At 46.0% G+C, this 26,104-nt stretch carries 22 protein-coding genes; 18 read left to right on the top strand and 4 right to left on the bottom strand.

Annotated elements, in window-relative coordinates:
* Nucleotide 1 precedes the first annotated feature (1 nt).
* From MKY92_RS26375 to MKY92_RS26360, 4 genes are read left to right on the top strand one after another with little or no spacing between them, the layout of a single operon-like run.
* A complete protein-coding gene (locus tag MKY92_RS26375) occupies nt 2–1,747 on the top strand; it encodes an ABC transporter ATP-binding protein (protein WP_339298194.1) in 1,746 nt (581 codons plus the stop codon).
* Nucleotides 1,744–3,510, top strand: a complete 1,767-nt coding sequence (locus MKY92_RS26370) for an ABC transporter ATP-binding protein (protein ID WP_339298193.1) — start codon at nt 1,744–1,746, stop codon at nt 3,508–3,510. The genes MKY92_RS26375 and MKY92_RS26370 overlap by 4 nt, the downstream gene beginning before the upstream one ends.
* Before the next feature lie 32 nt (nt 3,511–3,542).
* Nucleotides 3,543–4,106: a hypothetical protein gene (locus MKY92_RS26365; protein WP_339298192.1), complete on the top strand. Its 564-nt coding sequence runs from the start codon at nt 3,543–3,545 to the stop codon at nt 4,104–4,106.
* Nucleotides 4,103–5,125, top strand: coding sequence for a BtrH N-terminal domain-containing protein (locus MKY92_RS26360; protein WP_339298191.1), 1,023 nt, complete (start codon nt 4,103–4,105; stop codon nt 5,123–5,125). The genes MKY92_RS26365 and MKY92_RS26360 overlap by 4 nt, the downstream gene beginning before the upstream one ends.
* Before the next feature lie 82 nt (nt 5,126–5,207).
* On the opposite strand, the gene MKY92_RS26355 is transcribed toward MKY92_RS26360, so the two are convergent.
* A complete protein-coding gene (locus tag MKY92_RS26355) occupies nt 5,208–6,575 on the bottom strand; it encodes an MFS transporter (protein ID WP_339298190.1) in 1,368 nt (455 codons plus the stop codon).
* Between the two features lie 205 nt (nt 6,576–6,780).
* Between MKY92_RS26355 and MKY92_RS26350 the strand changes: the two genes are divergently transcribed.
* From MKY92_RS26350 to MKY92_RS26325, 6 genes are all read left to right on the top strand, one after another.
* On the top strand, nt 6,781–7,104 hold the full coding sequence (locus tag MKY92_RS26350) for a helix-turn-helix transcriptional regulator (protein WP_339298189.1): 324 nt from the start codon (nt 6,781–6,783) through the stop codon (nt 7,102–7,104).
* Between the two features lie 261 nt (nt 7,105–7,365).
* A complete protein-coding gene (locus MKY92_RS26345) occupies nt 7,366–7,554 on the top strand; it encodes a hypothetical protein (RefSeq protein WP_074096524.1) in 189 nt (62 codons plus the stop codon).
* A 241-nt stretch (nt 7,555–7,795) separates the two neighbouring features.
* The gene (locus tag MKY92_RS26340) at nt 7,796–8,557 is read left to right on the top strand and encodes a WYL domain-containing protein (RefSeq protein WP_339298188.1); all 762 of its coding nucleotides are present in this window, start codon (nt 7,796–7,798) and stop codon (nt 8,555–8,557) included.
* 28 nt (nt 8,558–8,585) lie between these two features.
* On the top strand, nt 8,586–9,584 hold the full coding sequence (locus MKY92_RS26335; protein ID WP_339298187.1) for a hypothetical protein: 999 nt from the start codon (nt 8,586–8,588) through the stop codon (nt 9,582–9,584).
* Between the two features lie 23 nt (nt 9,585–9,607).
* Nucleotides 9,608–10,630 carry a hypothetical protein gene (locus MKY92_RS26330; protein ID WP_339298186.1) on the top strand — a complete coding sequence of 341 codons (1,023 nt, stop codon included), beginning with the start codon at nt 9,608–9,610 and terminating at the stop codon, nt 10,628–10,630.
* Between the two features lie 246 nt (nt 10,631–10,876).
* A complete protein-coding gene (locus MKY92_RS26325; RefSeq protein WP_221820680.1) occupies nt 10,877–11,068 on the top strand; it encodes an aspartyl-phosphate phosphatase Spo0E family protein in 192 nt (63 codons plus the stop codon).
* Between the two features lie 45 nt (nt 11,069–11,113).
* Here the strand turns inward: MKY92_RS26325 and MKY92_RS26320 are convergent, their stop codons facing one another.
* Together MKY92_RS26320 and MKY92_RS26315 are read right to left on the bottom strand one after the other, a co-directional pair.
* Nucleotides 11,114–11,992 (bottom strand): carbohydrate ABC transporter permease, encoded by an 879-nt coding sequence (locus MKY92_RS26320; RefSeq protein WP_339298185.1) that lies wholly within the window; start codon nt 11,990–11,992, stop codon nt 11,114–11,116.
* Between the two features lie 12 nt (nt 11,993–12,004).
* Nucleotides 12,005–12,925 carry an ABC transporter permease subunit gene (locus MKY92_RS26315; RefSeq protein WP_036668173.1) on the bottom strand — a complete coding sequence of 307 codons (921 nt, stop codon included), beginning with the start codon at nt 12,923–12,925 and terminating at the stop codon, nt 12,005–12,007.
* A 318-nt stretch (nt 12,926–13,243) separates the two neighbouring features.
* Here MKY92_RS26315 and MKY92_RS26310 point away from each other — a divergent pair, with 318 nt between their 5' ends.
* The 3 genes from MKY92_RS26310 (at nt 13,244) to MKY92_RS26300 (ending at nt 18,344) form a co-directional block, all read left to right on the top strand.
* The gene (locus tag MKY92_RS26310) at nt 13,244–15,004 is read left to right on the top strand and encodes a histidine kinase (RefSeq protein ID WP_036606811.1); all 1,761 of its coding nucleotides are present in this window, start codon (nt 13,244–13,246) and stop codon (nt 15,002–15,004) included.
* Complete coding sequence (locus tag MKY92_RS26305) at nt 14,979–16,571, top strand: response regulator (protein ID WP_339298184.1); 1,593 nt, start codon at nt 14,979–14,981, stop codon at nt 16,569–16,571. Before MKY92_RS26310 ends, MKY92_RS26305 begins: the two co-directional genes overlap by 26 nt.
* Nucleotides 16,572–16,691: 120 nt before the next feature.
* Complete coding sequence (locus tag MKY92_RS26300; protein ID WP_339298183.1) at nt 16,692–18,344, top strand: extracellular solute-binding protein; 1,653 nt, start codon at nt 16,692–16,694, stop codon at nt 18,342–18,344.
* 120 nt (nt 18,345–18,464) lie between these two features.
* Here MKY92_RS26300 and MKY92_RS26295 read toward each other — a convergent pair whose 3' ends face one another.
* Nucleotides 18,465–18,710: a hypothetical protein gene (locus tag MKY92_RS26295; protein ID WP_339179545.1), complete on the bottom strand. Its 246-nt coding sequence runs from the start codon at nt 18,708–18,710 to the stop codon at nt 18,465–18,467.
* A gap of 293 nt (nt 18,711–19,003) precedes the next feature.
* On the opposite strand from MKY92_RS26295, the gene MKY92_RS26290 reads away from it, so the two are divergent.
* The 5 genes from MKY92_RS26290 to MKY92_RS26270 all read left to right on the top strand — a co-directional run bounded on the left by MKY92_RS26290 (nt 19,004) and on the right by MKY92_RS26270 (nt 26,080).
* Nucleotides 19,004–20,719, top strand: coding sequence for a DUF6138 family protein (locus tag MKY92_RS26290; protein WP_339298182.1), 1,716 nt, complete (start codon nt 19,004–19,006; stop codon nt 20,717–20,719).
* A gap of 90 nt (nt 20,720–20,809) precedes the next feature.
* Complete coding sequence (locus tag MKY92_RS26285) at nt 20,810–21,862, top strand: hypothetical protein (RefSeq protein ID WP_339298181.1); 1,053 nt, start codon at nt 20,810–20,812, stop codon at nt 21,860–21,862.
* A 223-nt stretch (nt 21,863–22,085) separates the two neighbouring features.
* Complete coding sequence (locus MKY92_RS26280) at nt 22,086–24,044, top strand: hypothetical protein (RefSeq protein WP_339298180.1); 1,959 nt, start codon at nt 22,086–22,088, stop codon at nt 24,042–24,044.
* A 242-nt stretch (nt 24,045–24,286) separates the two neighbouring features.
* Nucleotides 24,287–25,072, top strand: a complete 786-nt coding sequence (locus MKY92_RS26275) for a hypothetical protein (protein WP_339298179.1) — start codon at nt 24,287–24,289, stop codon at nt 25,070–25,072.
* Between the two features lie 45 nt (nt 25,073–25,117).
* Nucleotides 25,118–26,080 carry a hypothetical protein gene (locus MKY92_RS26270; protein ID WP_339298178.1) on the top strand — a complete coding sequence of 321 codons (963 nt, stop codon included), beginning with the start codon at nt 25,118–25,120 and terminating at the stop codon, nt 26,078–26,080.
* Nucleotides 26,081–26,104 lie beyond the last annotated feature (24 nt).

Genomic DNA, 26,104 nt, shown 5'->3' with positions numbered 1-26,104 from the left:
CATGGAGAATATTTCACTGAGCAAACGAATCCGTACATTCGCCAAACCCTACCGAATCAGCTTGATGACCATGTTGTTCTGCGAGCTAATCATGGTGGTGGTGGATCTGATTGGACCGCTTATTTTTGCCATCTTGATCGACGAAGTATTCTATCACCGTAATCTTCATTTCTTCGGCTATGTTATTTTGACTTATATTGCTTTGTATGTAGGTGTAAGGGCTCTAAGTTGGATCATTAAATCCATCTGGATCTACCTGAATGTTAAATTTCTATTTGATATTCGAAAAAGTTTATTTGATCGCATTCTTCATTTTAAAGCATCTTATTTTCAAAAAGCCCAGACCGGTGATCTGGTCACACGTCTAACAAGAGACACGGATTCTGTCATGCAGTTAATAGAGTTAATCATTTTTCAGATGGCAGCTCCATTTACGAAATTGCTGGTTTCGTTTGTTTTTTTATTTTATCTCAATCCGTATATCGCCCTGGCCATGATGGTGCTGGTTCCGGTTTCGGTCTGGGTATCACAGTATTTTAATCGTAAGATGACCAAGCAGCAGACCATTTTGCGTGGGAAATACGGCCATTTTGTCAGCTGGATGCTGGAGATGCTTCAAGGCATGAGAGATATTCGTTTGTTGGGGAGTGGCAGAAGGGTCACTACACTGTTCACGGGACAGAGCGCAGACGTTATTCGTCTCGACAATCAGACAGAAGTCATGAAATGGATGTCTACCCGCTCTAATGCATTTATTTTTTTGCTATCAGATCTGTGTATCTATGCCATTGCGGGTGTGCTTATTGTTCAGGGACAGCTTACGGCAGGAGCCTTTGTTGCCATTATGTCGTATCTGACCAAGAATAATCAATCCATGATGATGATCTACGAGGCGGTTGTGAATCTGCCCAAGCTGACGGTACAGTCCCGCAAAGTCTTTGATCTTCTGGATGAAGAGACGGAGAGGAGCGGTGGTCAATCTGAAGTTGAGATGGAAAATGGGGAGACGTCATTCGAGCAAGTGAGATTTCGGTATGATGAACAGGGTCCCTATGTGCTGGACGGTCTCACGTTGGAGATCGGTGCTCATGAATCTGTTGCGCTTGTAGGTAAGAGTGGTTCGGGCAAAACAACGATTGTGAACATGCTGCTTGGTTTCTACACCCCGGAGGAAGGGGAGATTCGAATTGGTGGCAGGCATATAGATGACTATTCTCTGTCTCGACTGCGCAAGAGAGTAGGAATTGTGCAGCAGGAGGCCATTCTGTTCCATGAAACCATCCGTTACAATCTGATGCTTGGCAGCGCTCACGCGGATGATGATCAATTGCTGGAGGCATGTGATCAGGCCTATATTGGAGACTTTATCCGTTCTCTTCCTCAGGGTCTGGACACCGTTATTGGTGCAGGGGAAATGGAGTTCTCCGGTGGACAAAAGCAGCGTCTGTCTATTGCCCGCATTTTTCTGAAACAACCCAAATTAATTATATTCGACGAAGCCACTTCCGCTTTGGACTATGAAGCTGAACAAGCGGTCCAGCATTCCTGGCAGAAATTGAGCAAGGATCGTGCTTCGATTGTCATCGCTCATCGCTTATCCTCCATCCTGAATGCTGATCGGGTTGCTGTTGTACATCAGGGACGCATTGTGGCTACAGGCACGCATGGATATCTGCTGGAGAATAGCGAGCACTACAGTGAGTTATTTGCAGAAGATTTCATCCGGAAGGAGGGACTGATGTCGTGACGAAGACACCGTCAACTTCCCGGTATGCACTCTTTAAACAGATTAAGCCATTTATCAAAAATGCGAACCGTCAAATCTTCATTCTAGGTACACTGAAATTGGCCTTGACTGCTATTGCGCTCATGATCCCTTATCTGTATAAGCTGCTCATTGATCATGTCATGGTTGGACGAGAGCTTGGAATGTTACCCTATATCCTTGCCGGATACCTGGGCTTATTTGCGTTGGAGACAACCACTCTGGGTTTACAAACGCTGTTCAGTAACCGGTTATTAGGTCGGACTAAGCTCGATTTGCAGCTGAACATGTGGAAAAGATTAGTGCGCATGAAGCCAACTTTATATGAGCGCTATAGTGCGGGAGATCTGAAGAATAGGCTGGATGGAGACGTCACACTGGTTAAAGACTTTATCTTTTTGCATTTGATTGATTATACGTTCAAATGGATCAGCGTAGGGGCGTATGTGGTTATTCTGTTATCGCTGAATTGGAAGATGGCTTTGCTGGGTTTTGTTATGCTTCCCATTTCCTTTGTCATCAGTTCCCGATTGGGCAAAAAAGCCAAAGTACTGGTCTCTGAATTCCGCCAGACTACCGGAGAATATGAGACATGGATATCGAACAGCTTCAGACACTGGAAGGAAATCAAGGCACTGAATATGCAACGCAAAGAATCCATCAAGTTTGTGGGATATTGGAAACGTTTTGGCAAAATCAAATTCCGACATCTGGCATATACGTATGCCAATGAGCTGTACTACACCTTTCAGGATGACTTTATTAATAAGATGAATCTTTATTTTATCGGCGGGTTGCTGATTTTTCAGGGAGAATTAACAATCGGGGGACTGCTTGTTTTTCTGACATACTATCAACAGATGATTAACAACATTAATGAAATTAATGCCTCCAATGTTCAACTTCATGATGTGACACCTTCCATTGAACGGATCGTTGAATTGCTGGAACTACCCGTTGTACCACAGAGAAAGCTCGGATTACAGCCAGAGTTCCAAGGGCATCTCGAATTCAAGGATGTCTCCTTTCGTTATCAGGAGAATCAAAGTGATGTCTTGCATGAGATTAATCTGAACATCCAGCCTGGTGATTATACAGCGATCGTAGGCAGAAGTGGTTCGGGTAAGAGCACGTTAATCAAACTTATTCTAGGGCAGAATGAAACACAGCAAGGGGCTATTCTCGTTGACGGACAGCCCATTGGTGACTTGGGATCAGACTACCTTTATCAACATATAGGGGTGGTTATGCAGGAGAATACCTTGTTCAGTATGTCCATCATGGATAATCTCAGACTCGTACAGCCACGGGCTACAGAAGAAGAGATACGAGAGGTTTGCCGCATGGCTTTGCTGGATGATTTCATTGAAGAATTGCCTGACAAGTATAATACGGTTCTGGGTGAGTCAAGTATTAAGCTGTCCGGAGGCCAGAAGCAGCGTTTGGCGCTTGCGAGGGTGCTGTTAACAAGACCCCGAATGCTTATTCTGGATGAAGCAACCTCTGCACTGGATAATGACTCGGAACGGAAAATAAATGAGGTGATCCGTAGGATCGCACAGCATATGACGGTGCTTGTGATCGCCCACCGGTATTCAGCTATTCAGGATGCCAAGCAAGTCATTGTGCTCGATCAGGGAGAGATTGTTGCTACGGGCACTCATCTGGAACTGGCCGGGCGGCATGAGGTGTATGACACGTTGTTCAAGGAGCAGCGGCAAGGTGTCGGGTCAACTGTCACCTGACGTAAATAGAATGATTCTAGGAGGTTAATGACATGACCATCTATTGTCCACTACCTTTGGAAGAGCACTATAACAACAATGGTTTTAGCTATCTGGATACAAACCAGATAGGGAATTTCACGACCTTTGGTTCCTCATACCCTGGAGACGAACTTCCTGATCAGGAGAATGTGCAATGGCGGGATGTTCCGTTTCATTTTCCTTTACGCAGACAGGCATTTAATAATATAGAACTGGATAGGCAGCGCATTCCGGTACCATTGGATCTATATTCGACATTATATATTCTGGGTGCGGCAGATAATGGTTCATACCATGAATTCATTGATTTTGAACGAGCCGGAGAGCGGATGGGAAGAGCGTCATTGGATCTGACAAACTGGACCGAGACGAGCCCACATTATAATGAAGAAATTATGTTTCAATGTAGCGGGATGTGTACACAAAAGGGTATCTTACTGACATCCAAACAGCCTATTATTTGGTTCCAGCAGATTACGCTGGAAGAACCCATTTCATTTGACAAGATCCTATTGCCAGACAATCCATGCATGCATATCTTTGCACTAACCTTAGGGAAGGAGTGGAATATATGAATATTCAGTCAAGAGAAGCACATACAGAAGGTGAAGATTGCTTTACCCTATGTGTAAGCAGCATTCTCAACTATAAAGAAATCACGAACTTCCTGGCGGTATGGAAGCAATGCGGGATGATGTACCATGAAGACCCGGAGAGAGGCACCCCGAAACTTGTCCCTACTTATATGACTGTTGAAAATGAGTTTCAACGCATTCATCATATTGATTTGAATATCGTCAGAACAAACGAACGGATCGAGGTTATCCAGGAAATCATGACGTTGCTTCAGCAAAACGAAGCAGTCATTGTATGGGTTGATGTATTTTACATGAAGTACAATTCACTTTATCAATTACTTCATTCGTCGCATTGTATTGTCTTGTCCGACTATGCAGATGGACAGTTTGAGTTTATTGATGATTTTTATCATTTGAAAGGTAATATGGATGAACAGACGTTATTTGAAGCGCTTGATCTAGGTCAGACGCCATTAATCCGTGAGGGTACGCGTTATCGTTATGCTACATTAGATGTTGGGAATGCCGTTGAGCAGGTGAAAGAGAGAGAGTTCTACGAAATGCTTCAACAAAATCATGAAATCATGGATGGAATATCCGGGCAGCTAACCAAACAGGTTGAGTGGTATGAATTGGTTAATCCGTATGTTGGTTTGCCTGCCATTGAAAGGTATATCGACGCTACACGTCAGCATATGCAAGATTCATCCGCATTGACAGAAGAATATCTGGACAATATGTATGGCGACTTGGCGGGCATAAGTAATAACAGATATTTGTATGGCCATTTCCTAAGAGAAGGAATACCGTACAATCCGGATATTTCTCAACTGGTGGAGACGTACGAATATGCTGCGCAACGATGGAATCTCGCGGCTAATATGACATTGAAAAGTCAATACCTGGATCTGGATCGTCGACATCATATGTTAGATCGAGTGCTGGGTAAAATCGGAGAAATTATAGCTCTGGAACAAGAGGCCCATGACTTGGTCAAACATCTTGTTGCCAGTTAAGGGTATCACTAATCTTACGAAAATCAAAAAGGCCCGTAAAGCAAACGTCGCTTTACGGGCCTTTTTGATGATTTGCTTCATATTAAGCAGCAGCTTTTTTCTGTGACTGCATTCTCAGATACACCTGAGAGAAGATAACCGATGCGAGTGCAACCACGGTCATACCCCAGAAAATATTGGTGTACGCCGAGGAGAGTGGCAAGTTCTGCATCGCAGTTAATGCTACGCCAGTAACAGCAACGCTGAAAGCACCGCTGAAGAACTGACTAAGTTGGAACAATCCCATACCTGCACCGACCTGATCCATGGTCAGATTGCCAGACAATTCATTGGACACGCTGGTGGTTAGGGAAGAGAAACCTACGCTGAGCAGGACATAGACAGCCATAATGGCGTAGATGTTATTGTCTGCAAATAAGGCGAATAACCCGGCAGCTGCCAGTAGCAACCATGGTGCAAACTTCAGCAGCAACGTATTGCCATGTCGGTCAATCATCCGGCCGATCCGGTTGGACAGCAGCATGGACACGACTGCACCCGGGAAGATGACAAGTCCCGATTGAGCAGGTGTCAGTCCATATAGATGTGCCAAAATTTGCGGTAACAGAAACAACGTTGAGAAGTTATTAATGTACGATACAATCCCCAGCGAGCTGAGCATCATATATTTTTTGTCTTTGAACAAAGCAGGTTGAACAAACGGGTCTGCCGCTCGCCGAATTCGGAGCCAGAACAGAAGCAGTGCCGCAGCACCGATAACAAGCGTGTACCACTGACGGGAAGTCAGGAATAACAACACACCTGTAGTACCGATGGCGAGAAGCACGGCACCGAGCAGGTCAAATGAACCTTTTTGCGGTGTTTCCCGAGGAAGCAGTTTGAAGAATACAGGAATCAAGAATAACGTTAATCCTGTAACGATAAACAGATCATGCCATCCCAGAAACTGAGTAATACTTCCGCCGATGACGGGACCAAGTCCAAGCCCCAGTGAACTCGCGGACATGATGACAGCCATCGATTTACCCCGGCGATCATTGGGAATGTATCGGGTAATCAGTACAATAGCGAGCCCGGGAACCGAAGCAGCACCCGCAGCCTGGATCAGGCGTGCAATGAGCAAAATGATGAAATGATTACTGAAGAACCCGAGAACGGATGCCGCACCAAGTAACGTAAGCCCGGTCGTGAATAATGTACGAATAGGTATGAAATCCGATAGACGTGAGAACGTAATCGAGGAAATGGCAAATACAATGGAATACCCTGTAACAATCCATGAGGAAGCGACAGATGTAAGCATAAATTCGGCTGCAATTTTGGGCAGGGCCAGATTAAACATCATTGTATTCATCACAACGAGTACAACGGTGAAGCCAAGCAAGCCTACAATTAATCCTTCCTGTATTCCGGTCCGTTCCCCTGATGATGCGGTTGCGGTGTTGTTCATAAAAACCTCCTAAAGTGATGTGTATTTCGCAACATTTCAGAAACGGTGTGTAACATTTGCAAAATGTAGTATGATGTCAATCCCGTGCCTAACAGCAGGGGTTACATAACGAAATCATTAAAGTTCGATTGATGTCGAACATTAGAAATATATCATGGATGTGTGTTAAAATACAATGGATAGTCTGAGAAAAGGAGACTACAGTATGAAAATTTTACATCATCCACAGGTGTCAGATATTGAACTTTCCTCCGTATTGTATGCGTTAAGCGACCCGACCCGTCTTGGGATTGTTGTAGAAGCAGCCAGAAGTGGAGAGCAGCCGTGCAGCCATTTTCATGCACCTGTTGTGAAGTCAACGATGTCGCACCACATTCGCACCCTGCGGGAAGCCGGAGTTATTCGGGTCAGAGTACAGGGCACACAGCATTTTCTCACCCTGCGATCCGATGATTTGGAAACGCGCTTTCCCGGACTCCTGCAACCGTTATTGCAGGCCGCAGCTCAGAAGAGCACAGATCCTTCCTAAACGTTGTCCTTTCTTCAGGTCGAAGAGGGGACATTTTTATTTCCTAATACTGCATGTTCAAAAAGTTAACGATTCAGCACCGAGAAGGTTCTCGCAAGATTCGATGTCGAGTTCGCTTCGTGGTCTACTTCGTGGTCTACTTCGTGATCAATTGGGGACTTTTAGAAATACTTCTAATACTGATGCGACATTCTGTGTCGTACCATGCCCTATATAATAACGGTGAACACACAAACCATATCGAAAAGAGGTTCACAACCATTGGCAAAAACGAAAAGAGGACGCGTCTTGTGGAGTCTTCCTTCCAGGGGCCGGGGAACATGTCCGGTGTGTAGCAGTACCCGAATTAAATTGTTGTATACGCAAACAAAAACAGACGGTACAAGTCTGAAAGTATGCAAGAAATGCTTCAAAGCCGTGCAATCCAGAGTGGATAAGGCACATGTGTAACATAACCGGCCTGTTCTTCGGAACGGGCCATGTCTTTTGATATAATCGAATATATTAGGAATGGATGAGATGGGGGCGGGAAGATGAGTAACATGCATCGGATTCACTGGTTTGACGAACAGATTCGGGGTGGACGTTTTCCGAATAGCAGCTGGCTTGCCCGTGAATTTGAAATCTCCCGTCGTCAGGCTCAGCGTATATTGAATATATGGCAAGTTCCCTGCGAGCCCCTTTGGTGTATATGGCAAAATATCGGGGCTATTGTTATGAGGATCAGACTTTTCGATTGCCCCATTTGTATATGACCGAAGAAGAGCAGCGTGTGCTGAAATATCTGGCGCATCGATATCGACATTATGATTATGATCAATCGGACGCGGTGAAACGTGTAGCACATTTGCTGGAGCGTTTTACGCTGGAGGAACAACCGATGGGAAGTAGCGAGCTTCCGGTATTTTCGGCGCAACCGAAACAACTGCAATTCTTCGAATTGTTGTCCCATGCCATAACTGACTTGCGCAGAGTACATATTCATTATAGGGATCACGATGGAGAACGGCAGTTTTCCTTGTGTCCATTGAAGATGATATCCCAGTTTAACGCCGATTACGTGGTGGGTTATGAAGCAGACCCTGTACAGCAAGTGGCTATTCGCTTGGAGGGCATTGTTCATGTATCGATCTTGGATGAGAGATTTGAGTACAGGTCAGATGCGCTCCTAGGTGGATGGGAAGAACCACTCCCTGTGCGTAAACCGTTTGTAGCTGAGATTCGCTTGAAAGAATTGCAGCAAATGGACCTATGGCAAGGGTATCGTATCCAGTCTAGGCAAGATCAGATTTATTCAATTGAATTTTATGACACGGACGCTTTCTTGCAGCATTTGTTTATTAGCGAATGGGAGGAACTATTGTCTCCTGGGTGGCTTAGGCGCAAGCTTCAGCAAAGCGCGGAAGGATTAATGGACAGACTCTCGATACAACGTAAGCAAAACGTGGAATAAAGCAGCATAGAGAGGAGAAGATCCATCCTTGGCTGAGAATATTTTAGATAACCTCATCATGAAGCGGGAGTCCAAATCGTACGTCGATAGTCTGCATGCGATACTAACCCATACGGGCCAGTTTCAAGGTTCCAAGGTTGTACTTGCCGGATTTACGGGCATGGCTTTCAAGCTGTCGGTGCATCGCAGACTACTTCCCATGTCGGTTACAGCGTATGGACAATGGGGGGAAGCACATCGTCCCGGAGTCGATAACCTGGGGATATTCACGATCTGGGATGGGGGACGTACACGTCATTCCACGTTCGGTTATTACCAGCAGGATGCAGTGAACTGGGTGAGACGGAGTATTGATGAAGGCACTGGTGTGATTTACTGGATTCCTGAGTTCGGTGTTATTCATGGATATGATGACAGTGACCGCATCTTTTATGTGCAAGACGGATGGAGCGAGGAACCGCAGATTTTGTTGTATGACAATTTCGGGTTAAACTTTACCGGATTTTGGTATTGTCAGGTGTTTGGTGATCAGGTTCGCATCCCTGAACAACAGATGCTGCTGGAATCCCTGCGACTGGCGATTGAGGATTGGGATATTCCCTATCGTCTGTTACCTGATCAGAATATTGCTTCGGGTAAAAAGGCATATGATGTGTGGGTGGAGGCCCTGCGGAGTGGGGATTTCGATGAATCCGGTGCAGGTTATATTTTGGAATCCTTCTGCCATTCGCGATCCGAAATACGAATGTATTTACAGGGTGTTCGAGGGATATGGAACGAACTGGACCACGCTTGTTCGTGTTATGTACAGCTTGAGACGTTAATTGACCAAATGAAGGGATATATGGTTCAGCAGGAGAATAGACGTGTCTTGCGATCAGATACCACAGAAGATTTAGCACAGGTACTAGTGAAGGCGAAAGCACTGGAAGAGCAGGCTATTGATTATTTTCGAGTGATATCCAGTAAGTATCCTGACCGTAAAAGATCCACTATACCACGGTGGGGAGCACACTCCGCACGATAGGATGAGAGAGGAAGGAGTGAAGGATGATGGCGACAAAAATGGTATTGCAGGACTGGATTCAATCTCCGCAAGCTGTGAATTTTGCTGATGAATATAGATCATGGAGCAGTGTGAGCGCGTATACAGATGCGATGCATCGTATTTTATTACATAAACAGTGGACGGTTTTCCCACACTACATGATTGCAGGCATGACTGCAAGTGCATTCAGACTAGTGGTGGATCGGCGTCTGACGTCAGAGTCAATCTCCGCATACAACTGGATGGCAGAGAACTTTGTCGCAGCAGACTTCATTGGGGTGACGGCGAGCCAGGCAGCGGGCTTTTCATTCGAACCAACCTTTCCCCTGTATCAGAAGCAGGCTCTGCTGGATATCAAAGCTTCCATTAACCGGGGCGTAGGTGCGATTCTCTGGCACGATCAATTTGTCATTGTTACTGGATATGATGATGTGGAACAGGTGCTATTGATCTGTGAAAGTAAAGGCAATGAAGTCATCCGTCTGCCCTATGATTCGTTTGGGAGGAACAGTACACCCTACTGGTATTATCAGGTTCTGGAAGCCTGTGCACCCATAGATCTATGGGAGGTCTGCAAGGAATCGTTAATCCAGGCCGTGTACAAATGGGAAACCCATGATTATATGCTGCCACCCCAAGATTATGCCTGTGGGGCGGCTGCGTATGCCGCTATTGCTGGTGTTTTGCAGTCAGGAATATATGACGCAGAACAAGCGGCAACAGTCCTTCGCTATTATGCCAAATCAAGATGGGATATGGCCTCTTATGTGGCAGGACTTAAACATCTGTCCATACTAATGGACCAGGTCATAGACGAGTATGAGCTACTCGCAAACCTGTATACATTGATCGTTGAGGAAATAGACAACTCCATCTCTTGGGATTCAAGAGAACCGGAATGTGTGCAAAGGATAATTAAGCTTATAGGGAAGGCAGGGGCTACGGAACAACGTGCCATTGATGCCATTAAACGTGTCTTTCCAGAGACGATAGGCAATCGTTTTAAGGATGTTGGATTAAGATAAATGGAGCATGATAGAGAAAATTGAAAAACTCAGCAAGAATAAAACCGGACAGGCCGCAGCCCATCCGGTTTATTTGTATTGAACATATACATATCAGCCCATGTGATCCACGCTAATAATAACTTTTACAAGAAAAAATAACCAAAATTTTAATTTTGGGGTAATCCAAACCCCCTCTTGTTCCGAATATTATATTAGATGGTCTTTTTTGGATGATGATATACAAGGACAACAGGGGGCGGGAGTATGGTACATAATCCGGAAACCATTCAGGAATGTATCGAACATGCACGGCAAAGGCTCTACCAGGTTGCAGCTCAATACCCGGAACTATGGCATCCGGAGGTTATTCGCCAATCCATGGTATTGGATGAGTTAATTAATGAATATAACAACGCAACTCGTGGGAGAACGATCACGAATCAGCTGAAATCATAACCTTTCTGAACAAAGAATTCCAAGAAGGAATTCCGTGTGTTTGCCTTACTCTTTTACCGCCCCGAGCACAATTCCCTTAACGAAGAAACGCTGCAAGAACGGATATACGAGCAGAATCGGCAGAGCGCCAATAAATATCTGGGCCGCGTTCACCGTACGTTGAGACATGTTCTGGAGCTGCGTTGCATCCACGTTCATGTTGGAGAAATCCTGCTGTACGATTATAGTCTGCATTAACGTGGCGAGTGGATATTTGGAAGCATCATTCATATAGATCAGCCCGTCGAACCAGGAATTCCACTGACCTACCATCGTGAATAAAGAAATCGTGGCAATGGCGGGCATGGATACAGGCAGGTAGATTTTGAACAGAGTTGTGATATGGTTGGCCCCATCAATAAATGCGGCTTCTTCCAGCTCTTTCGGCACGTTACGGAAGAAGTTCTTCATGAGAATCAGGTTCCAGACAGCCACTGCTCCCGGCAAAATCAGAGCCCACATCGTATTCATCAGTCCAAGCTTCTGGATCAAAATGTAGGATGGAATCAATCCCCCGCTAAATAGCATCGTGAAGATGAAAAACCACGCATATAATGAGCGCCCTTTGAAATGCAGACTTTCCTTGGATAACGGATAAGCCGTCAGGAAGACAAGTGTCATACTGAGCAGTGTGCCCAGAATCGTACGTTGGACTGAAATCCAGAGTGCACTCAGAAAGTTACTGTTACCAAATGTTTTGGTATAGGCGTCCACCGTAAAATCTATGGGCCAAAGTGTCACCAGATTGGCGGATGCTGCCGCTTTACCACTGAAGGAAACGGCCAGAATATGGACCAGTGGCAGGATGCACAGGATTGAGACGGCCGCGATGAATATCAGGTTAAAACCATTGAATATACGGTACCCAGTTGTTTTGTGATACACCTTGATTCCTCCTTAAAATATACGGTAATTGGCGATTTTGTAAGCCATCCGATACGCAGAGATGACCAGGAACATCGCGACAAATGATTTGAATAGTCCAACGGCTGTCGCAAAGCTCATTTTGCCATTCAGAATCCCCATCCGGTAGACAAAGGTATCGATAATATCACCTTTCTCATATACCAAGGGATTGTACAGGTTAAAGATCTGGTCAAAGCCTGCATTCAGGATATTGCCCAGCGATAACGTACCTACCACGATAATCATTGGCACAAGTGCAGGCAGGGTAATGTGCAATGTCTGTCTGAGTCGTGTTGCCCCATCTACCTCCGAAGCCTCGTACAATGCCGGGTTAATGCCCGCAAGTGCTGCCAGAAATACAATTGTTCCGAATCCAAATTCCTTCCACACATCACTGACAACCACCGTTACACGGAACCAGTCGCCATCCCCCAGAAAGAAGATCGGTTCAACGCCAGCCGCGGCCAGCACCTGATTTACCAGCCCACCTTCCGGTGATAACATATCGAGCAGAATGCCGCCCAGGACAACCCAGGACAGGAAATGGGGCAGATACACCAAGGTCTGTGAGAAACGTTTGAACGTGGAGTTCCGAACCTCGTTCAGCAAAATGGCAAACACCACAGGGGCTACAAGTCCAGCCACAATCTTCATTGAAGCGATCAGTACCGTGTTCCAGATGACCTGAACGCTGTCGGGATATTCGAACATGAACCGGAAGTTGTCCCAGCCCACCCATTTGGAGCCAGTGAATCCCAGCCACGGTTTGAAGTCTTGAAAAGCAATAATAATGCCGCCCATGGGCACATAAGCGAACAGTAAAGTGAGCAGTACAGCAGGCAGCAGCATTAGATGCAGCGGCCATGTGCGTTTGAAATTCCAGCGGGTACGTTTGCGTGGATGGGGTGTCATTTTTCGTACCGGCGTATTGGTTGTTAACGGTTGTTCTATAGCCATCAGGGTCCCTCCTTTATCTCGTCCAACCCCGGCAATATGAGGCGATCATGCCTCTGCACAGAGTGGAGCAACTGAATTATAGCAATGGAAAAGGGCGGACTATAGAACAACATTTCAATTCGGATGTTGAAATATTAACTTGTTGATGGAAACAGAGGATTTCAAGTCACAGGAAAGCTGGAGAACATAAAATCATATAGAAATGTAAGGGTTTTCAATATAAAATAGGACTTCGGTGTAGAACGACTTCAAATTCAGGGACAGGGTGAAACAATGAAATTCACAGTATTTGCGAAGACGGTCATTCTCTTAATCTGCCTGCTCGTACCCATTCTGCTGCTCTATACGTATGCGAACCAGGCAAATGTGGACATGGTCGTTGAAGAAAAACAGCAGTCGAGTCTGAACCAGTTCAATTATTTCAGTTCCCAGGTTGATAAAAATATCGAGCAGCTCTCGCTGTATGGCCTGACGTTGCTTCGAGATCCGAGCATCCTGCACTACCGTTACATGACGGATTCCACCAGCCAATATGAGAAGAACAGCATCTATCTGGATATTCTCGACAAATTATCGTTGTACCAGTCCACGAGCCGCTGGAAGAACGATATTACCATTGTCCTGCCACAAGCGGAACTTGTGTTATCCACCATGTCCAGCCGGACGGTCTACGATGAGAAGATGTTGACGTTCCCGCAACCTGGCCAATGGCAGCTGGAGAAGGGGAGTTTCACCTACTTTTTCACGGATAACTACGAGTGGAATGAAAAACCGGTGAATACAGGCGTACGAACGGTGATGGAGATTAATTTTGACCCGATGAACGTGGTTGCCATGTTGGATGATTTCAAAGAGACACAGGGAGGAGATCCCTTCTTGCTGGTACCAGGTAATGATCCGTTGCTGAACCGTACGGCGGACCCCGAACTGGTCGAAGCGATCATGCGTGATATGCCTTTTAACGGGCCGGAGAGGGAAGGCAATCATCAATTGGAAGTGGGCGGTAAACAATATCTGGTCAGTTACGTGCACTCCAAACAACTGCAAGCGGTATACGTGAACCCTGTGGTATTGGATGATTTGCTGACCCCAATGGACAAGAGCCGAAATATGTTTATTACCTCCATTCTGTTACTGCTCGTGCTGAGTATCGGGGCCGCACTGCTTTTGTATCGAAAAGTCCAGGTGCCCATCCATCGTTTGATGAGAGGGCTGCAACAGATTCGTAAAGGCCAGTTGTCCACTCGGATTCCAGTCGATCACTCCCGTGATGAATTCGCGTATCTCACCCAAAGCTTTAACCATATGGCAGAGCAGATTCAGGAACTGATCGAGAAGGTATACGAGGAGCGTATCCGTTCACGGGAAGCGACATTGAAACATCTGCAATCACAGATCAATCCGCATTTCCTGTACAACTGCCTGTTTTATATCAAAAATATGACCCAGCTTGGCAACCGTGAAGCGGTTATTGCCATGTCGCTAAGTCTGGGAGACTACTATCGCTATATTACGCGGGGCGAGAATGACATGACAACAGTAGAAGAAGAGATTCGGCTGCTGGACCATTATCTGTCCATTCAACAGATGCGGACCAACCGGCTGACCTACGAGATTGCCGTACCGCAGCAACTGATGCAGCTTCACATTCCGCGACTGCTCATCCAGCCGATTGTAGAGAATGCGGTGATCCATGGCATTGAGCCGATGGAAGGCAGTGGGCATGTCGTCGTAACGGGAATGGCGGTACCCGAACATATTGAGGGTCGGAAATATACAAGATATAGCCTGTTTGTTGATAATGATGGTGTCACGCTGACAGCGGAAGAGATTGCCGAATTGGAACGGGAGATCAATGAACCAATGGGTGAAGAGATTGGAACAGGCACGTGGAATGTGCACCAGCGTCTCGTTACGCGATATGGGCTGTCGTCGGGGCTTCATTTTGGAGCGATTCCCTACGGTGGACTTAGTGTAGAAATTCGATGGTTTGAGGAGGAACAACCGCATGATGAATCTGATGGTCGTGGATGATGAACATTCGGCAGTAGAGTCGATCGCTGTTTCGATACCGTGGAGAGAACACGGGATTGGTCAGGTATTCAAAGCCTATTCGGTCAAAGAGGCCCTGGAACATATGGCATCACATCAGGTCCATATTATTATTACGGATATTCGCATGCCGGGTCTGTCCGGTCTGGATCTGGTCAGTCATATCCGGCAAAAGTGGGAACAGACCAAATGTATTATTTTATCGGGGCATGCTTCCTTCGATTATGCGAAGCAGGCGCTCAAACATGGAACAGTCAGTTACCTGCTCAAACCGGTCAGGGATGAGGAACTGATCGAATCCGTGCAGCAGGCCGCCGTGCAGATTCGCCTGGAGGGTGAGAAACAGATGCTGCATCAGCGGGCCATGTATTCAGTGAGGGAACATCTGCCCGAGAAGCGGGCGGAGCTAATGAAGGATGTACTGTTAGGGCATAAATTTGCGGATGCTGAACTCGAAGGTAAGCTGGAGCAACTGGAGATCGGGTTCCGTCCACAGGATAAAATGCAGCTGCTGCTCATCCGGTATGATGACCATCAACCCACACATAAAGCGTTTCGACTGATGAAGTACGCCATCTCGAATGTGGTGGAAGAGATCTACGGCAGTACCTATCATCTCTGTCATACGGATGATGCCTATGATGATCTGGTCTTCATGGCCAGTCCCAAACAAACCCAAGCCGAACCTGAAATGCTAATGGGCCGACTTGGAGAACGATTGCTTCACAGTGTGAGGCAGTATCTGAACGCGACCATTTCCCTGTCCGTTAGCCGCATGGGGCGTTTCCCAGATCAGGTGCCCCAGCTATATCATCAAGCCGTCAGTGCGCTTCGCAAGCAAGCCGAGGCTGGCAAAGGATTACATCTGAATGCGGCGGCAGGAACCAATGGGGCCACGTTGAAGTCTCTTGCAGCGCTGTATGAACCGCCGGGTCTGACGACGTTACTGGAAGCCGGGCGCATGGAGGATGCACACCGTAAGATTGATCAGATCTTTGCTGAACTGTCGAACAGTGTGTTTCCGGAACATGTGTATGTGGCTTTTCATTATTTGGCGGCGGCATTCTCCTATATGGCTCATCGGGAAGGAAGACAGTTAGCCGAAGTGCTTGGCGAGCAGTACCAGCAGTTGCTCAAGGATGGTTATGGCATCTCGCTGCGTAGTCTGGAAACGTGGACCAGAAGTGTGATGCAGCAGTGGGAAGAGAGCACAAGCGATGCGGGACAGGATGCCGGATCAACGCTGATTCGGCAGGTGCAGCAATGGATTGACCATCATCTAGGCGAGGATCTATCGTTACAAGTCATTGCCGGAGAGGTGCATTTGCACCCTGTATATCTGTCGAAAATGTACAAACAATCCACAGGTGAAGGCATTAGTGATTATATTATCCGTTCCAGAATGGAACGTGCGGTTCATTTGCTCAAGCATACGGCGATGAAGATCTATGAAGTCGGTCAGGAAGTGGGGTACAATAACACGCCTTATTTCATTCAGGTGTTCCGCAAACATTATGGACTGACCCCGCAGGATTTTCGCAACGGTTAACAAATCAATATGAACATTGAAATTGTGATATATGTTTGCCTCCCCGGCTGCACTATCCTTTTCATGTAAGGTGCATTTGGCACATAAGGGTATCCAAGTTACCTGAGGAGGGGTTAGTTCATGTATAGAAAAATGATGACAACATTGCTCGCGATCACGATGGTTGCTGTAACGGCATGTAGTTCGGGGGCCAAGGAAGAACCGGCGAAGGAAGCCGCTGCACCACTTGCTCTGCAAGATGGGAAGTATGAACCGGCTGTACAGATGAGTTATCTGCGGGCCTGGAATGATGATACGAAATTCAAGAACGGGGAAACGGCACAGAACAATGTGCATACCAAATGGGCCAAGGAACGACTTGGCATCGATCTGACCACACCGTGGGCCGTATCAGTGACCAATGATGCATTTTACACGAAATTACGCTTGTCCCTGTCCGCTAACGAAGAACTGCCGGATATCGTCTCCATTCGGGGAGACTACAATCTGGTCCGAGAATTAATTGAGTCCGGCAAATTTGCGAATGCAGGTGAGTTGTTTGACAAGTATGCTTCGGACACATGGAAACAGGCATCAGAATCGGCGCCGGAGGAATGGTATCCGTACATGTATGAGGGCGAGCGTTATGGCATTCCAATCTTCGATTATGCCTACAACGGCGATTCGGTCATGTTTATTCGGGAAGACTGGCTGAAGAAGCTGGGACTGGAAGAACCAAAAACCATGGATGAACTGGTTACGGTCATGGATGCTTTTACGAATCAGGACCCGGATGGGAACGGTAAGAAAGATACGTATGGTCTGACCGTGGGTATGAAAAATGCGCTCAATAGCTGGATGACGGAATCCGGCTGGATCTTCGGCATGTACAACACGATGCCTGGACAGTGGAATGATGCCGGAGACGGAACACTGCAATATGGCTCCATTCAGCCAGGTGTGAAGGAAGGTCTTGCAACGATGAAAGATTGGTTGTCCAAAGGTTACCTGCCCAAAGAAGCAGGCGTCTATGACGAGATCAAGGCAGCAGAATTGTTCACTGCAGGTAAAGCTGGCATTATCGTGGGGCCACACTGGATGCCAAACTGGCCGATTGATGATGTGAAGAAAAATGTGGACGGTGCCACGTACAAGGCCATTGCCTTACCTACAGGGCCAACAGGCGAGAGCCATCAACATGGTTCTGGTGCAAGTAACGGGGTGGTGCTGATTAATAAGGATATGGCGAACCCGGAGATTTTCTTCACGTATCAAAATTATCTGTTCGACAACTTTGCTAATCCGGAAGTGGGCAGCGAGTTCGAACATGGCTTCGCGCAAGGATACGACTATGACATCGTGGACGGCAAAGTGGTTGGTGAAGCTGAAGTGAAAGATGGCGTATCCCCACTCAAATATACGATTACGTATGACGGTGCACGGATTCCGAACCTCATGATGGATACGTTGGCGGAACTTGCGAAGGGCAAAGAGCCGGAGACCCCTTTTGAGAAAAATACGAAAATTGCCAACAAACCGGAAGTATTTGTCGCCGCTGAAGTCGTCGTTGCGAATAAAGATAACGCGATCAAGAACAAGTTCACGGGAGCACCAACTGAGACGATGAAAATGAAGAAGGACGCGATCGACAAGCTGGAAAAGGATACGTTCAGCAAGATCATCTATGGTCAGGTGGGCATTGAGGAATTTGATGCGTTTGTGACAAAGTGGAAATCCATGGGCGGGGATGATATTACCGCCGAAGTGAACGAGTGGTATAAGACAGTTAATTAATTTACAAAGCAGGGGAGAACGATGAATTCATCGGATCTACCCTGCTTTTTTTGTCTCGAATAACATTTATGGAAAAATAGAGTCTTTGGAGTTATAACTATTAATCTATATCGTACATAATCAATTAGACTCGCAGCGGACAAAAGTAACGTTTTTTCCTAAAACCACATTATCCACCTTCCATCCGGCATTTAACCAGGATAGTGCCTGTGTATGATTATTGGAATTATTCACCCACCATTGTTCGCGATTATACGCTGTAGGGGGTAACGTAAAACCGAGAATTTCCTCAAGCTCTGCGTATGTAAGGGTGATTGAAACTTGATTCAAATAGTTTTCCAAGGGGAAGTATTTGCTGTAGCTCATTTCGTCAGACCTCCTGAAAAGGAATACAATGATTATACAACGTGGGGATGATGATAGCGAGGGCATGCCAAGAGCGTACATAGTTATGAAAGGAATCCGTAGATCTCTTTGACTAGCAAGCAACCGTGCGTAAGCCTTATTGTTCCGGGTGTACTTGAGAGAGTAAAATAATAGGTAGTATACGAACATCAATACGTATGTATAACATAGATACCTCGGACTGGTCCGGGATTCATAGAAATTCAAGTGTGGTTGATGAACATCATAAGATGTATGGGAAGGCAGGAGATTAGATGAGTACACTTTATGATCAGGCGATGGAAGAGATGATAACGACGATTCATGAATGGTTTGATGAACAGGAAAAGCGGGATGACTTGGAAAGTATTGTGAAGCGAACTACACTGCAAATGGGTATTTTTAATGATATTGTGCTTGATTACAGACCTGGACGGACCACGGTAGACAGCCTAGATCTGGGTTTGGATAATGATGTGAAATCAAAGCAGGCAGGGGCCTTTACCGAGGAACAGGTACGGAACGAGATTGAGCCTAAGCTTGCAGAGGTAGTGCAGGGAAGATTGGACAAGCTGGAAAATTCCCCTTTGATTGACTACCGCTTTACCTTCCGCGGGAAATTCCCAACAACCGAAGGCAAGTTGCAACTGACTTTATTGGAATGGATAAACGAAGAGAAAAGACAGTTGCTCCTTGAGCGTATTCATACCTATGTAGACAAGAAGCTGGAGAACAGTACATATCCAACGAAGCCATTGGAATCCTTTTTTTTGACGAGTCATCTGCTCGATCCCAAGCTGTTCCCGGAGTTGAATGTAGCATGGACCATCAGGCAGTATGAACGTATTCAAGCGTTGAATCAGGGGCGCCCCGAGGCACTTGCGGAACATCGTGGTGAGATTACTCGTGCGGTGACGGCATGGACGGAGAATCAGTTTTTGCCACAGTATTATGATGTTCAGTCTTCGCCTTATCGTACCAATGAATATTCACTTAAGCCCGGAGCAACGCTTCAATCGAACATTGAAACACAGACAGGCCAACATTTGGACGAGCATGGGGGGCAGCAAACATCCGAGTCTCAACCAATCGATCTGCTGTTATACGCGGCGGTCATGATTCTACGTTTTGAGCCGAGTTATAGCAAACCCAAAGGTGTGACTTTTCTGGAACTTGCGAAGCAGCTTGGTAGCAAACGTGCGGCACGGATGATGACAGAAGGTAGCGGAACGTATGCGAAGGACGATATTCATGTGAAAACGGAAGAAGTAGAATGCAAAGCAAATGATGTATTTGCACTGATGACCATTCACATTCGTAAGGAAGAGCCAAGTGCCTATCAGCAGGCACTAACCTTTATCACTCATTTATTGAAACAGGGCTTTCCGAAAAGTTATAAGATCAAGCTCAAGTCCAGCGTAAAGCAGTATTTGCCGATCAAGGGACTCGCGAAGTCGGATACCCACCGATTCTTTGCCAATGCACTGGAGTACCCGGAGTTGCATCCACTCCTGGAAGAGTATGCGCGTGAGGCTATCCAGGAGTTTGAGTTCTACGAGGATACCGAGGGAGAGAAAAGCTGTATGCCAGGCAGTTATGCAACCTTTGGGCTGGGGCTCGTGGATGAGCGGTATTTCCCGCTGCTTGAATATTACATGGGTGAAGTGGATGATGAGCATCAGTTGATTCAGGATAAGTTCATTGCGGCATTTGTAGAACAACAGGGTGTCACGGCTCAAGCCATACCTGCGTTAGTCGCCAGCTTGCGTCGTTCGACCGATAGTCTGAAGCTAAAGATTCAACCCGAACTGGAGAATGAGGAAATACTCGAACTGCTGGTTAGACAGATTCAAGAACTTGAGCATTATGAAGCGGAACGTGTACTCTATCCGATCTTTGGCAAAGTGGAGAAGCTCTCAACGCTTGCTCGCAAAGCGGAGGGAAGACGGAAGGAATTATTGTTGGAACTGTTGCAGGCTGCAGGGAAGTGAAAATGTAAACAACACAAGTAAGATTGTGCTGTGCCAGCTAGTAAAACATTTTAGAGAAGTGAAAGTGCATAAGGAAAGGTGGGGGAAGTTGTGGAGGCATTGAGACGAGACATGTGGCAGGCGTTGAATGCTCAGGACAAAGAGGCTATGATGCGTAAGCTTGTTCGTCGGTTACCAGACGGTATGGTATATGAGGGTCTCGAGACATTTGAACGATTCGGTCAGCGGATGGAGACAGGTGTATTTACGGAGGATGGGCTGAGATTTGTGTTTGTCCCTGGGGATCAAGTAACACTCGGCTGGGATCGTTGGCAGCATGGTATGAACGAAGAGACCTCAGCCGACCTGCATGAAACGGTCAGTGAGTATGGTGTGGAGGACGTGGATTCGTTTCTGGCGAGTCAAATGTCACCTGTGAGAGAAGTGAATATTGGGCCAATGCTCGTTGAATGTGACCTGATCTCTCTTGGCTGGATTGAAGTGTCTGAGGAGGAAGCATTTGCACAGGAAAATCCTGATTTCCCGTCAGCACTGGAGCAGTTTAAGCAATCGGAAATACGTGAATATGAATTGCATCAACAATTTCGTCTGATTCGCCAAGGTGAGGATGAAGTTCGAATCCTGTGGTTTAACGAAGGAATAGAGCTGGAAGACGTTCTGAGGGAGGAAGCTGCGGCGGGCTTTGGTTTGCTGACCGAAGACGAATGGGAGTATATCTATGGCGGCGGTTGTCGCACGTTATTTCCCTGGGGTGACAGCTTCGACTATACGATGAGATTGAAGCATTTTGGAAGTCTGGAAGGCATTGATGAGATTGTGGATGGATTGGCAGAGGCGGCCTCTTCACGAGTTGAAGAAATGGATGATTGTCCTTATGATCTGGAACTGCCAAATTTCTTCGGAGTGCAATTTGCCGGTGATCCCTACAAGTATGAGCTTACACTGGATTCGGTTGAAGATGTGATGCCCAAAGGCGGAGACGGCGGGAGCCTGATATGTGGTGGTACAGGGCCGCTGGTTGGTTTCTTGCCTGCTACTGCGGTCTATTATCGAGACGTTAATGCCAGTGAGCTCGATTGGGAGGATTTGATGGATGCGATGATGTATCGCAGGGTTGTTCGTTTGGCTGATCTAAAGGTTTGATGGATTAATCAAAGCAGCTAGTAAGCGGTAACATCCCATATGGAGAAAGAGATTTAGTAGATTCTAAGGTGGCAGCTGACAGATAAATGAATATATCCGTCTCTGTCCTTTGGAATGTTTCATTAGGACCGAAAGGTGGAAGAAAAAGTAATGAATATTTAGATTAAAAGTTCTATACTTAACGAGTCTCAACCAAATCTATTACACAGAAAAGGAGTTAAGTATGTCCAGAGTATCCAAATGGCTCATCGTCAGTTTAGTTTCAATCTTTATACTTAGCATGTCGGAATTCACAGTCTCAGCGTCTACTTCAATAACTCAAACCGCTCAGAACGCAGAGCGATCCATTTCATCCACAGATCGGGTGCAACATAACATTCGTTTTGCAATCAGAGGCACGGAGGTGACCGTGACTACGCTTCGAACGAGTTTTGATACTGGTGAACTCAAAGAAAATGAGTACCATTTTACCGATCCAGCTGTTCTCCCTAGAATACATACCGGTCTGACGACAACTTCCCATCATTATGATCCTATTGTTAGTGACACACCAGCAGGGTTAAAAGGATACATAACTTATTATGCCACGGATGATAAGCAGCATTATTACGTTTTGTACGAGTATGACTATAGCTCGAACACACTTCGCAAGGTCCATGAGGGTGAAAACCGTATCTACTTGGAACCTCAAATCGGAATATATTATACGATTTACGAGAAAAACGTACATAAATCCAACTACTATTCCATGGTCACAGGAAAAAAAATATACACTCGCGGAAATATTTTGTTGGAAAGGGATTTTACAGATACCAAATATGTGGTATCACCAATTCCACAAACCCGTAATTTTGGGGTGTATTGCACAGATACTTTAGATTGCCACTATCTTGAATATGGCGGTATAAAGGGGAAAAAGGCCAAAGTAAGCGACTTGTGGATGAAGCCTGACCAGAATACAGGCTTGTCTACTAAAGCTTTTCAGGTAAGTGCAGATGTTCATCTAAATGTTTCTCAAGGTAACACGAGGGATCGGAAATCAGACTGGACCGTGGTTGTAACCAAGAATGGTAAAAAAACCACACTGATTAAAGAGCGAGTAGGCTATGTGCATTCATTTATCTCGCCCGAAAGAAAAACATTGGTTCTGGTCACAGAGAACGGTCTGGATAGTAAAATGGAGTCGTCCAAGGTACAAGTTTATGATCTGAAGACCCTTAAGCGGATTCGTTCCTATGATTCTCCTTATCGTGCTCGTACCGAAAGTATTCAGTGGATTACTGAGGATGAGTATATTATTGAACAGTATTTTTCCAATCCAGGCTCTTACCCGCCATCCTTATATGTTATTTCAGAAAATAAACATCTTAAATTGAATTATGGTACGTACATTGACTGGAAAAATTACTGGAATTCCTTTCAGTTCTCTACTATCTTTTTCCCCATGGAGCCTGTAGCCATTAAGTCTGATCAGGGTGTATTGGAGTATAAAGGACAGCCCACCTTCTATATGGAAGGGCAGCATTATGTTCCTTTAGAAGTATTCACTAAAGCATTTCATATTCAATATAATCTCGGCAAGGATCGGATCACCTTCACTCGTGGACAGCGTTCTTCCAGTGTAAATCAACCTTCAAAACAATTGTTGACGCTATACAATCAGACCTTTATTCCTTTAGGTCAGTGGAGTAAGGACTTGGGGCTCAAAGTATCGGAGACAAAAGGAAGCAGGTACAACAAACAATTAAGCATGAGCGATGAAGAAAAGGGAACTGATCTAGCCATGGATTCCAAAATTCTTCCTTTTCATGCAAGAGCACGATGGATGGATCGGGTAGGGGACAGTTACCAATTAGATCCGGTAAATACTAGGCCGATGGAATCAGCTGTGCCAGACCGAATTGATGGTGTAGTGCTGAATTTTGATCGAACATTGACCATTTCCTCCTCTAAAGATTCAATTACAGAGTTGCTGTTCACCAATCCAGACTACACTTCGGTGATCGGGAAAGTATCTTTAACGGACATACCTGAAAGGAAGTGGGGATTTAGCACAGCCAAAATTCCGGAAAACATGTTACAAGATGGTGTGCTTAACGTGATTGTTCCCGTGAACGAAGGAAAATCAACGATGGTGTACTCCTTAAAGCTTCCAGAACCATTTGATAAAAATAAATTCTAAAGAAAATAAGCAGTTCCGGTACAGCATCATTTTTGCTGTGCCTTTTTCATTTTTTTGGGTAAATATAATCAGGCCTAATGGCTTAATATCAGGAGTGGGGGCGCATTGAGCCCAGCCAAGGTTCCTTTTACAATAAAAGAATAGAATCTTTCGCCAACGTCTTTAAATTGACAGCATGGAAAAGGGGAATGACTTTGCCTTCATATACATCGTTTCAGTGTTGCGGCCGGGAGGCCTTGTTGTTGTTCCAACTGATGAATATTCCGGAAGCGGATCAGCTTCTCATGGATCTGAAAGACCCTTCATTACAGGGTGAACAGGCCAAGCATAGCTATGAACAAATTCTCACAGGTCTTGTTGAAGAAGGTATTATTGAATTGGACAATCAACAGATCACCATAGACCCGCAAATATACAACCTGCTTACAGGCTGTAAGCTCAGTAGTGCAATAACCAGACTAGATTTGCGTGCAACAGATGGGAAATCATCGGTGACCTATGGATTTTTGTCAGGCATGCAGTTGGTTGAGTGGGTCTGGGAACCTGCACAAGATCAGGCGCTACTCACTTCTTTTGACGAATTCGAAAAAATGTTTCAGGTCATTGGGAATCGGATTGAACTACCTGATCCATTAGCTTCCAATGTAAACCCTCAATCACAGGATACAATTCGTACACCCATGCAGGTAGAAACGTTGCAGCGTCTGTCTGCGTTGGCGGTCGATTCAGCACTGGAGATGTTCGAATCTATCTTGCAAGAGGATCGGCATCTGGATCAGGCTTTGATGCAGACATTGGCTAAAGGCTTTGCCACGCTGGAGAAGTGGGGGCAGTATGAAGTGTACACCCGAGGACAGGAAGGACAGCCGCAAACCATTTATTTTATAGGTAGTATCCACGGTAATTGGTTGTTCCTTGAGGGGGAAGAGAATGGTCTATTTACAGCTTTCAAGATAACGGAAGAAGAACTAGTGCAAAGCCTGTTTCTGCTAACGACGCGTTCATTATCCGTACTGTCCGGAGTTTAAGTCCGATATGATTCATACATATATGTAAACTAAGGGGGAATCCAGTTGACCAAAATTGTCATGAAGTCAGACTATCTGAATTCACTCGCACAGCAGATTGAACAGGTGACGGCACAACTGCAACAGGTGGACAGTCTTCTCCAACATGCCATTCAGGGAGCTGCTTGGCAGTCGGGGAATCGACAGACGATTATTGGTCTGTACCAGACACATCAGCAGCGGTTTCAGACGGCTGGACAGAGCATGCAGCAGCTGGCTGCATATGTAAAGACAACCCGTGAGAAGATGGAACAGGAGGATCAGTCAGGGGGGACATTTGGGCTTACGGGTATCAATCCACTCGCTCCTTTTGATGGCCCTGGGAGCACGGTAGGAACATTGACAGGAGCAGCGGCAGTTGCCAGATTGGGTTATCGCGTGAAGAACGGTTATATGATCAAGGCTCAATTGGATCGGAATTCTCCTCGCGTTCTAGTCCGTGAGAGCTATGATTCAGTTAAAGACAATAAGGCTGCGAACGGCAGACCAAGGGATTACAAAATCCATTATGTGCGTGATATCGAAGCCAAAATTGCCAATGGAACGGCTACTCCTCAGATTAAAGAAGTAGCTTCTATGATCAAGCCTGGTTATGCCGTAAAATCGGCCTTGACAGACAAGCTTGGCTGGGCAAGTGTGGGAATAGACGTGTTTACAGATACCCAAGAGAACATCAATCAGAACGCGGGCAGTGACAAAATTGCTGGTGATATCATTGGGAATGTTGTCGTAGGCGGTGCAACAACGGTAGGTGCAACGCTGTTGACTGCGGCCATCTTGCCTGCGGCGGCACCTGTGCTTGCAGTAGGTGCAGTGGGGTTGGGCGTTTCCGTAGGTCTGACTTACCTAGCTGAAGGGGTTACGATGAATATGGATTTGGACGGTGACGGGAAGGATGATTCGGTGAAGGATGTTGTTAAGCATGGTGCGAAGAAAGCCTGGTCCACAGTGGCGGGGTGGTTTAAATAAATGGCGAACAAAAAACGTTCAAAA

This window comes from Paenibacillus sp. FSL R5-0623, from assembly GCF_037974265.1.
In the GTDB taxonomy this organism is placed as follows: domain Bacteria; phylum Bacillota; class Bacilli; order Paenibacillales; family Paenibacillaceae; genus Paenibacillus.
Note: the sequence above shows the minus strand (reverse complement) of the source record. Positions and strands in the feature narration are given on the sequence as shown.

Coding starts and splice junctions, on each gene's coding strand:
- MKY92_RS26295 (WP_339179545.1), bottom strand. CDS start 18,710: ATGAGCTACAGCAAATACTTCCCCTTGGAAAACTATTTGAATCAAGTT.
- MKY92_RS26365 (WP_339298192.1), top strand. CDS start 3,543: ATGACCATCTATTGTCCACTACCTTTGGAAGAGCACTATAACAACAAT.
- MKY92_RS26325 (WP_221820680.1), top strand. CDS start 10,877: ATGGTACATAATCCGGAAACCATTCAGGAATGTATCGAACATGCACGG.
- MKY92_RS26330 (WP_339298186.1), top strand. CDS start 9,608: ATGATGGCGACAAAAATGGTATTGCAGGACTGGATTCAATCTCCGCAA.
- MKY92_RS26360 (WP_339298191.1), top strand. CDS start 4,103: ATGAATATTCAGTCAAGAGAAGCACATACAGAAGGTGAAGATTGCTTT.
- MKY92_RS26305 (WP_339298184.1), top strand. CDS start 14,979: ATGATGAATCTGATGGTCGTGGATGATGAACATTCGGCAGTAGAGTCG.
- MKY92_RS26315 (WP_036668173.1), bottom strand. CDS start 12,925: ATGACACCCCATCCACGCAAACGTACCCGCTGGAATTTCAAACGCACA.
- MKY92_RS26375 (WP_339298194.1), top strand. CDS start 2: ATGGAGAATATTTCACTGAGCAAACGAATCCGTACATTCGCCAAACCC.
- MKY92_RS26280 (WP_339298180.1), top strand. CDS start 22,086: ATGTCCAGAGTATCCAAATGGCTCATCGTCAGTTTAGTTTCAATCTTT.
- MKY92_RS26310 (WP_036606811.1), top strand. CDS start 13,244: ATGAAATTCACAGTATTTGCGAAGACGGTCATTCTCTTAATCTGCCTG.
- MKY92_RS26300 (WP_339298183.1), top strand. CDS start 16,692: ATGTATAGAAAAATGATGACAACATTGCTCGCGATCACGATGGTTGCT.
- MKY92_RS26290 (WP_339298182.1), top strand. CDS start 19,004: ATGAGTACACTTTATGATCAGGCGATGGAAGAGATGATAACGACGATT.
- MKY92_RS26350 (WP_339298189.1), top strand. CDS start 6,781: ATGAAAATTTTACATCATCCACAGGTGTCAGATATTGAACTTTCCTCC.
- MKY92_RS26355 (WP_339298190.1), bottom strand. CDS start 6,575: ATGAACAACACCGCAACCGCATCATCAGGGGAACGGACCGGAATACAG.
- MKY92_RS26340 (WP_339298188.1), top strand. CDS start 7,796: ATGGCAAAATATCGGGGCTATTGTTATGAGGATCAGACTTTTCGATTG.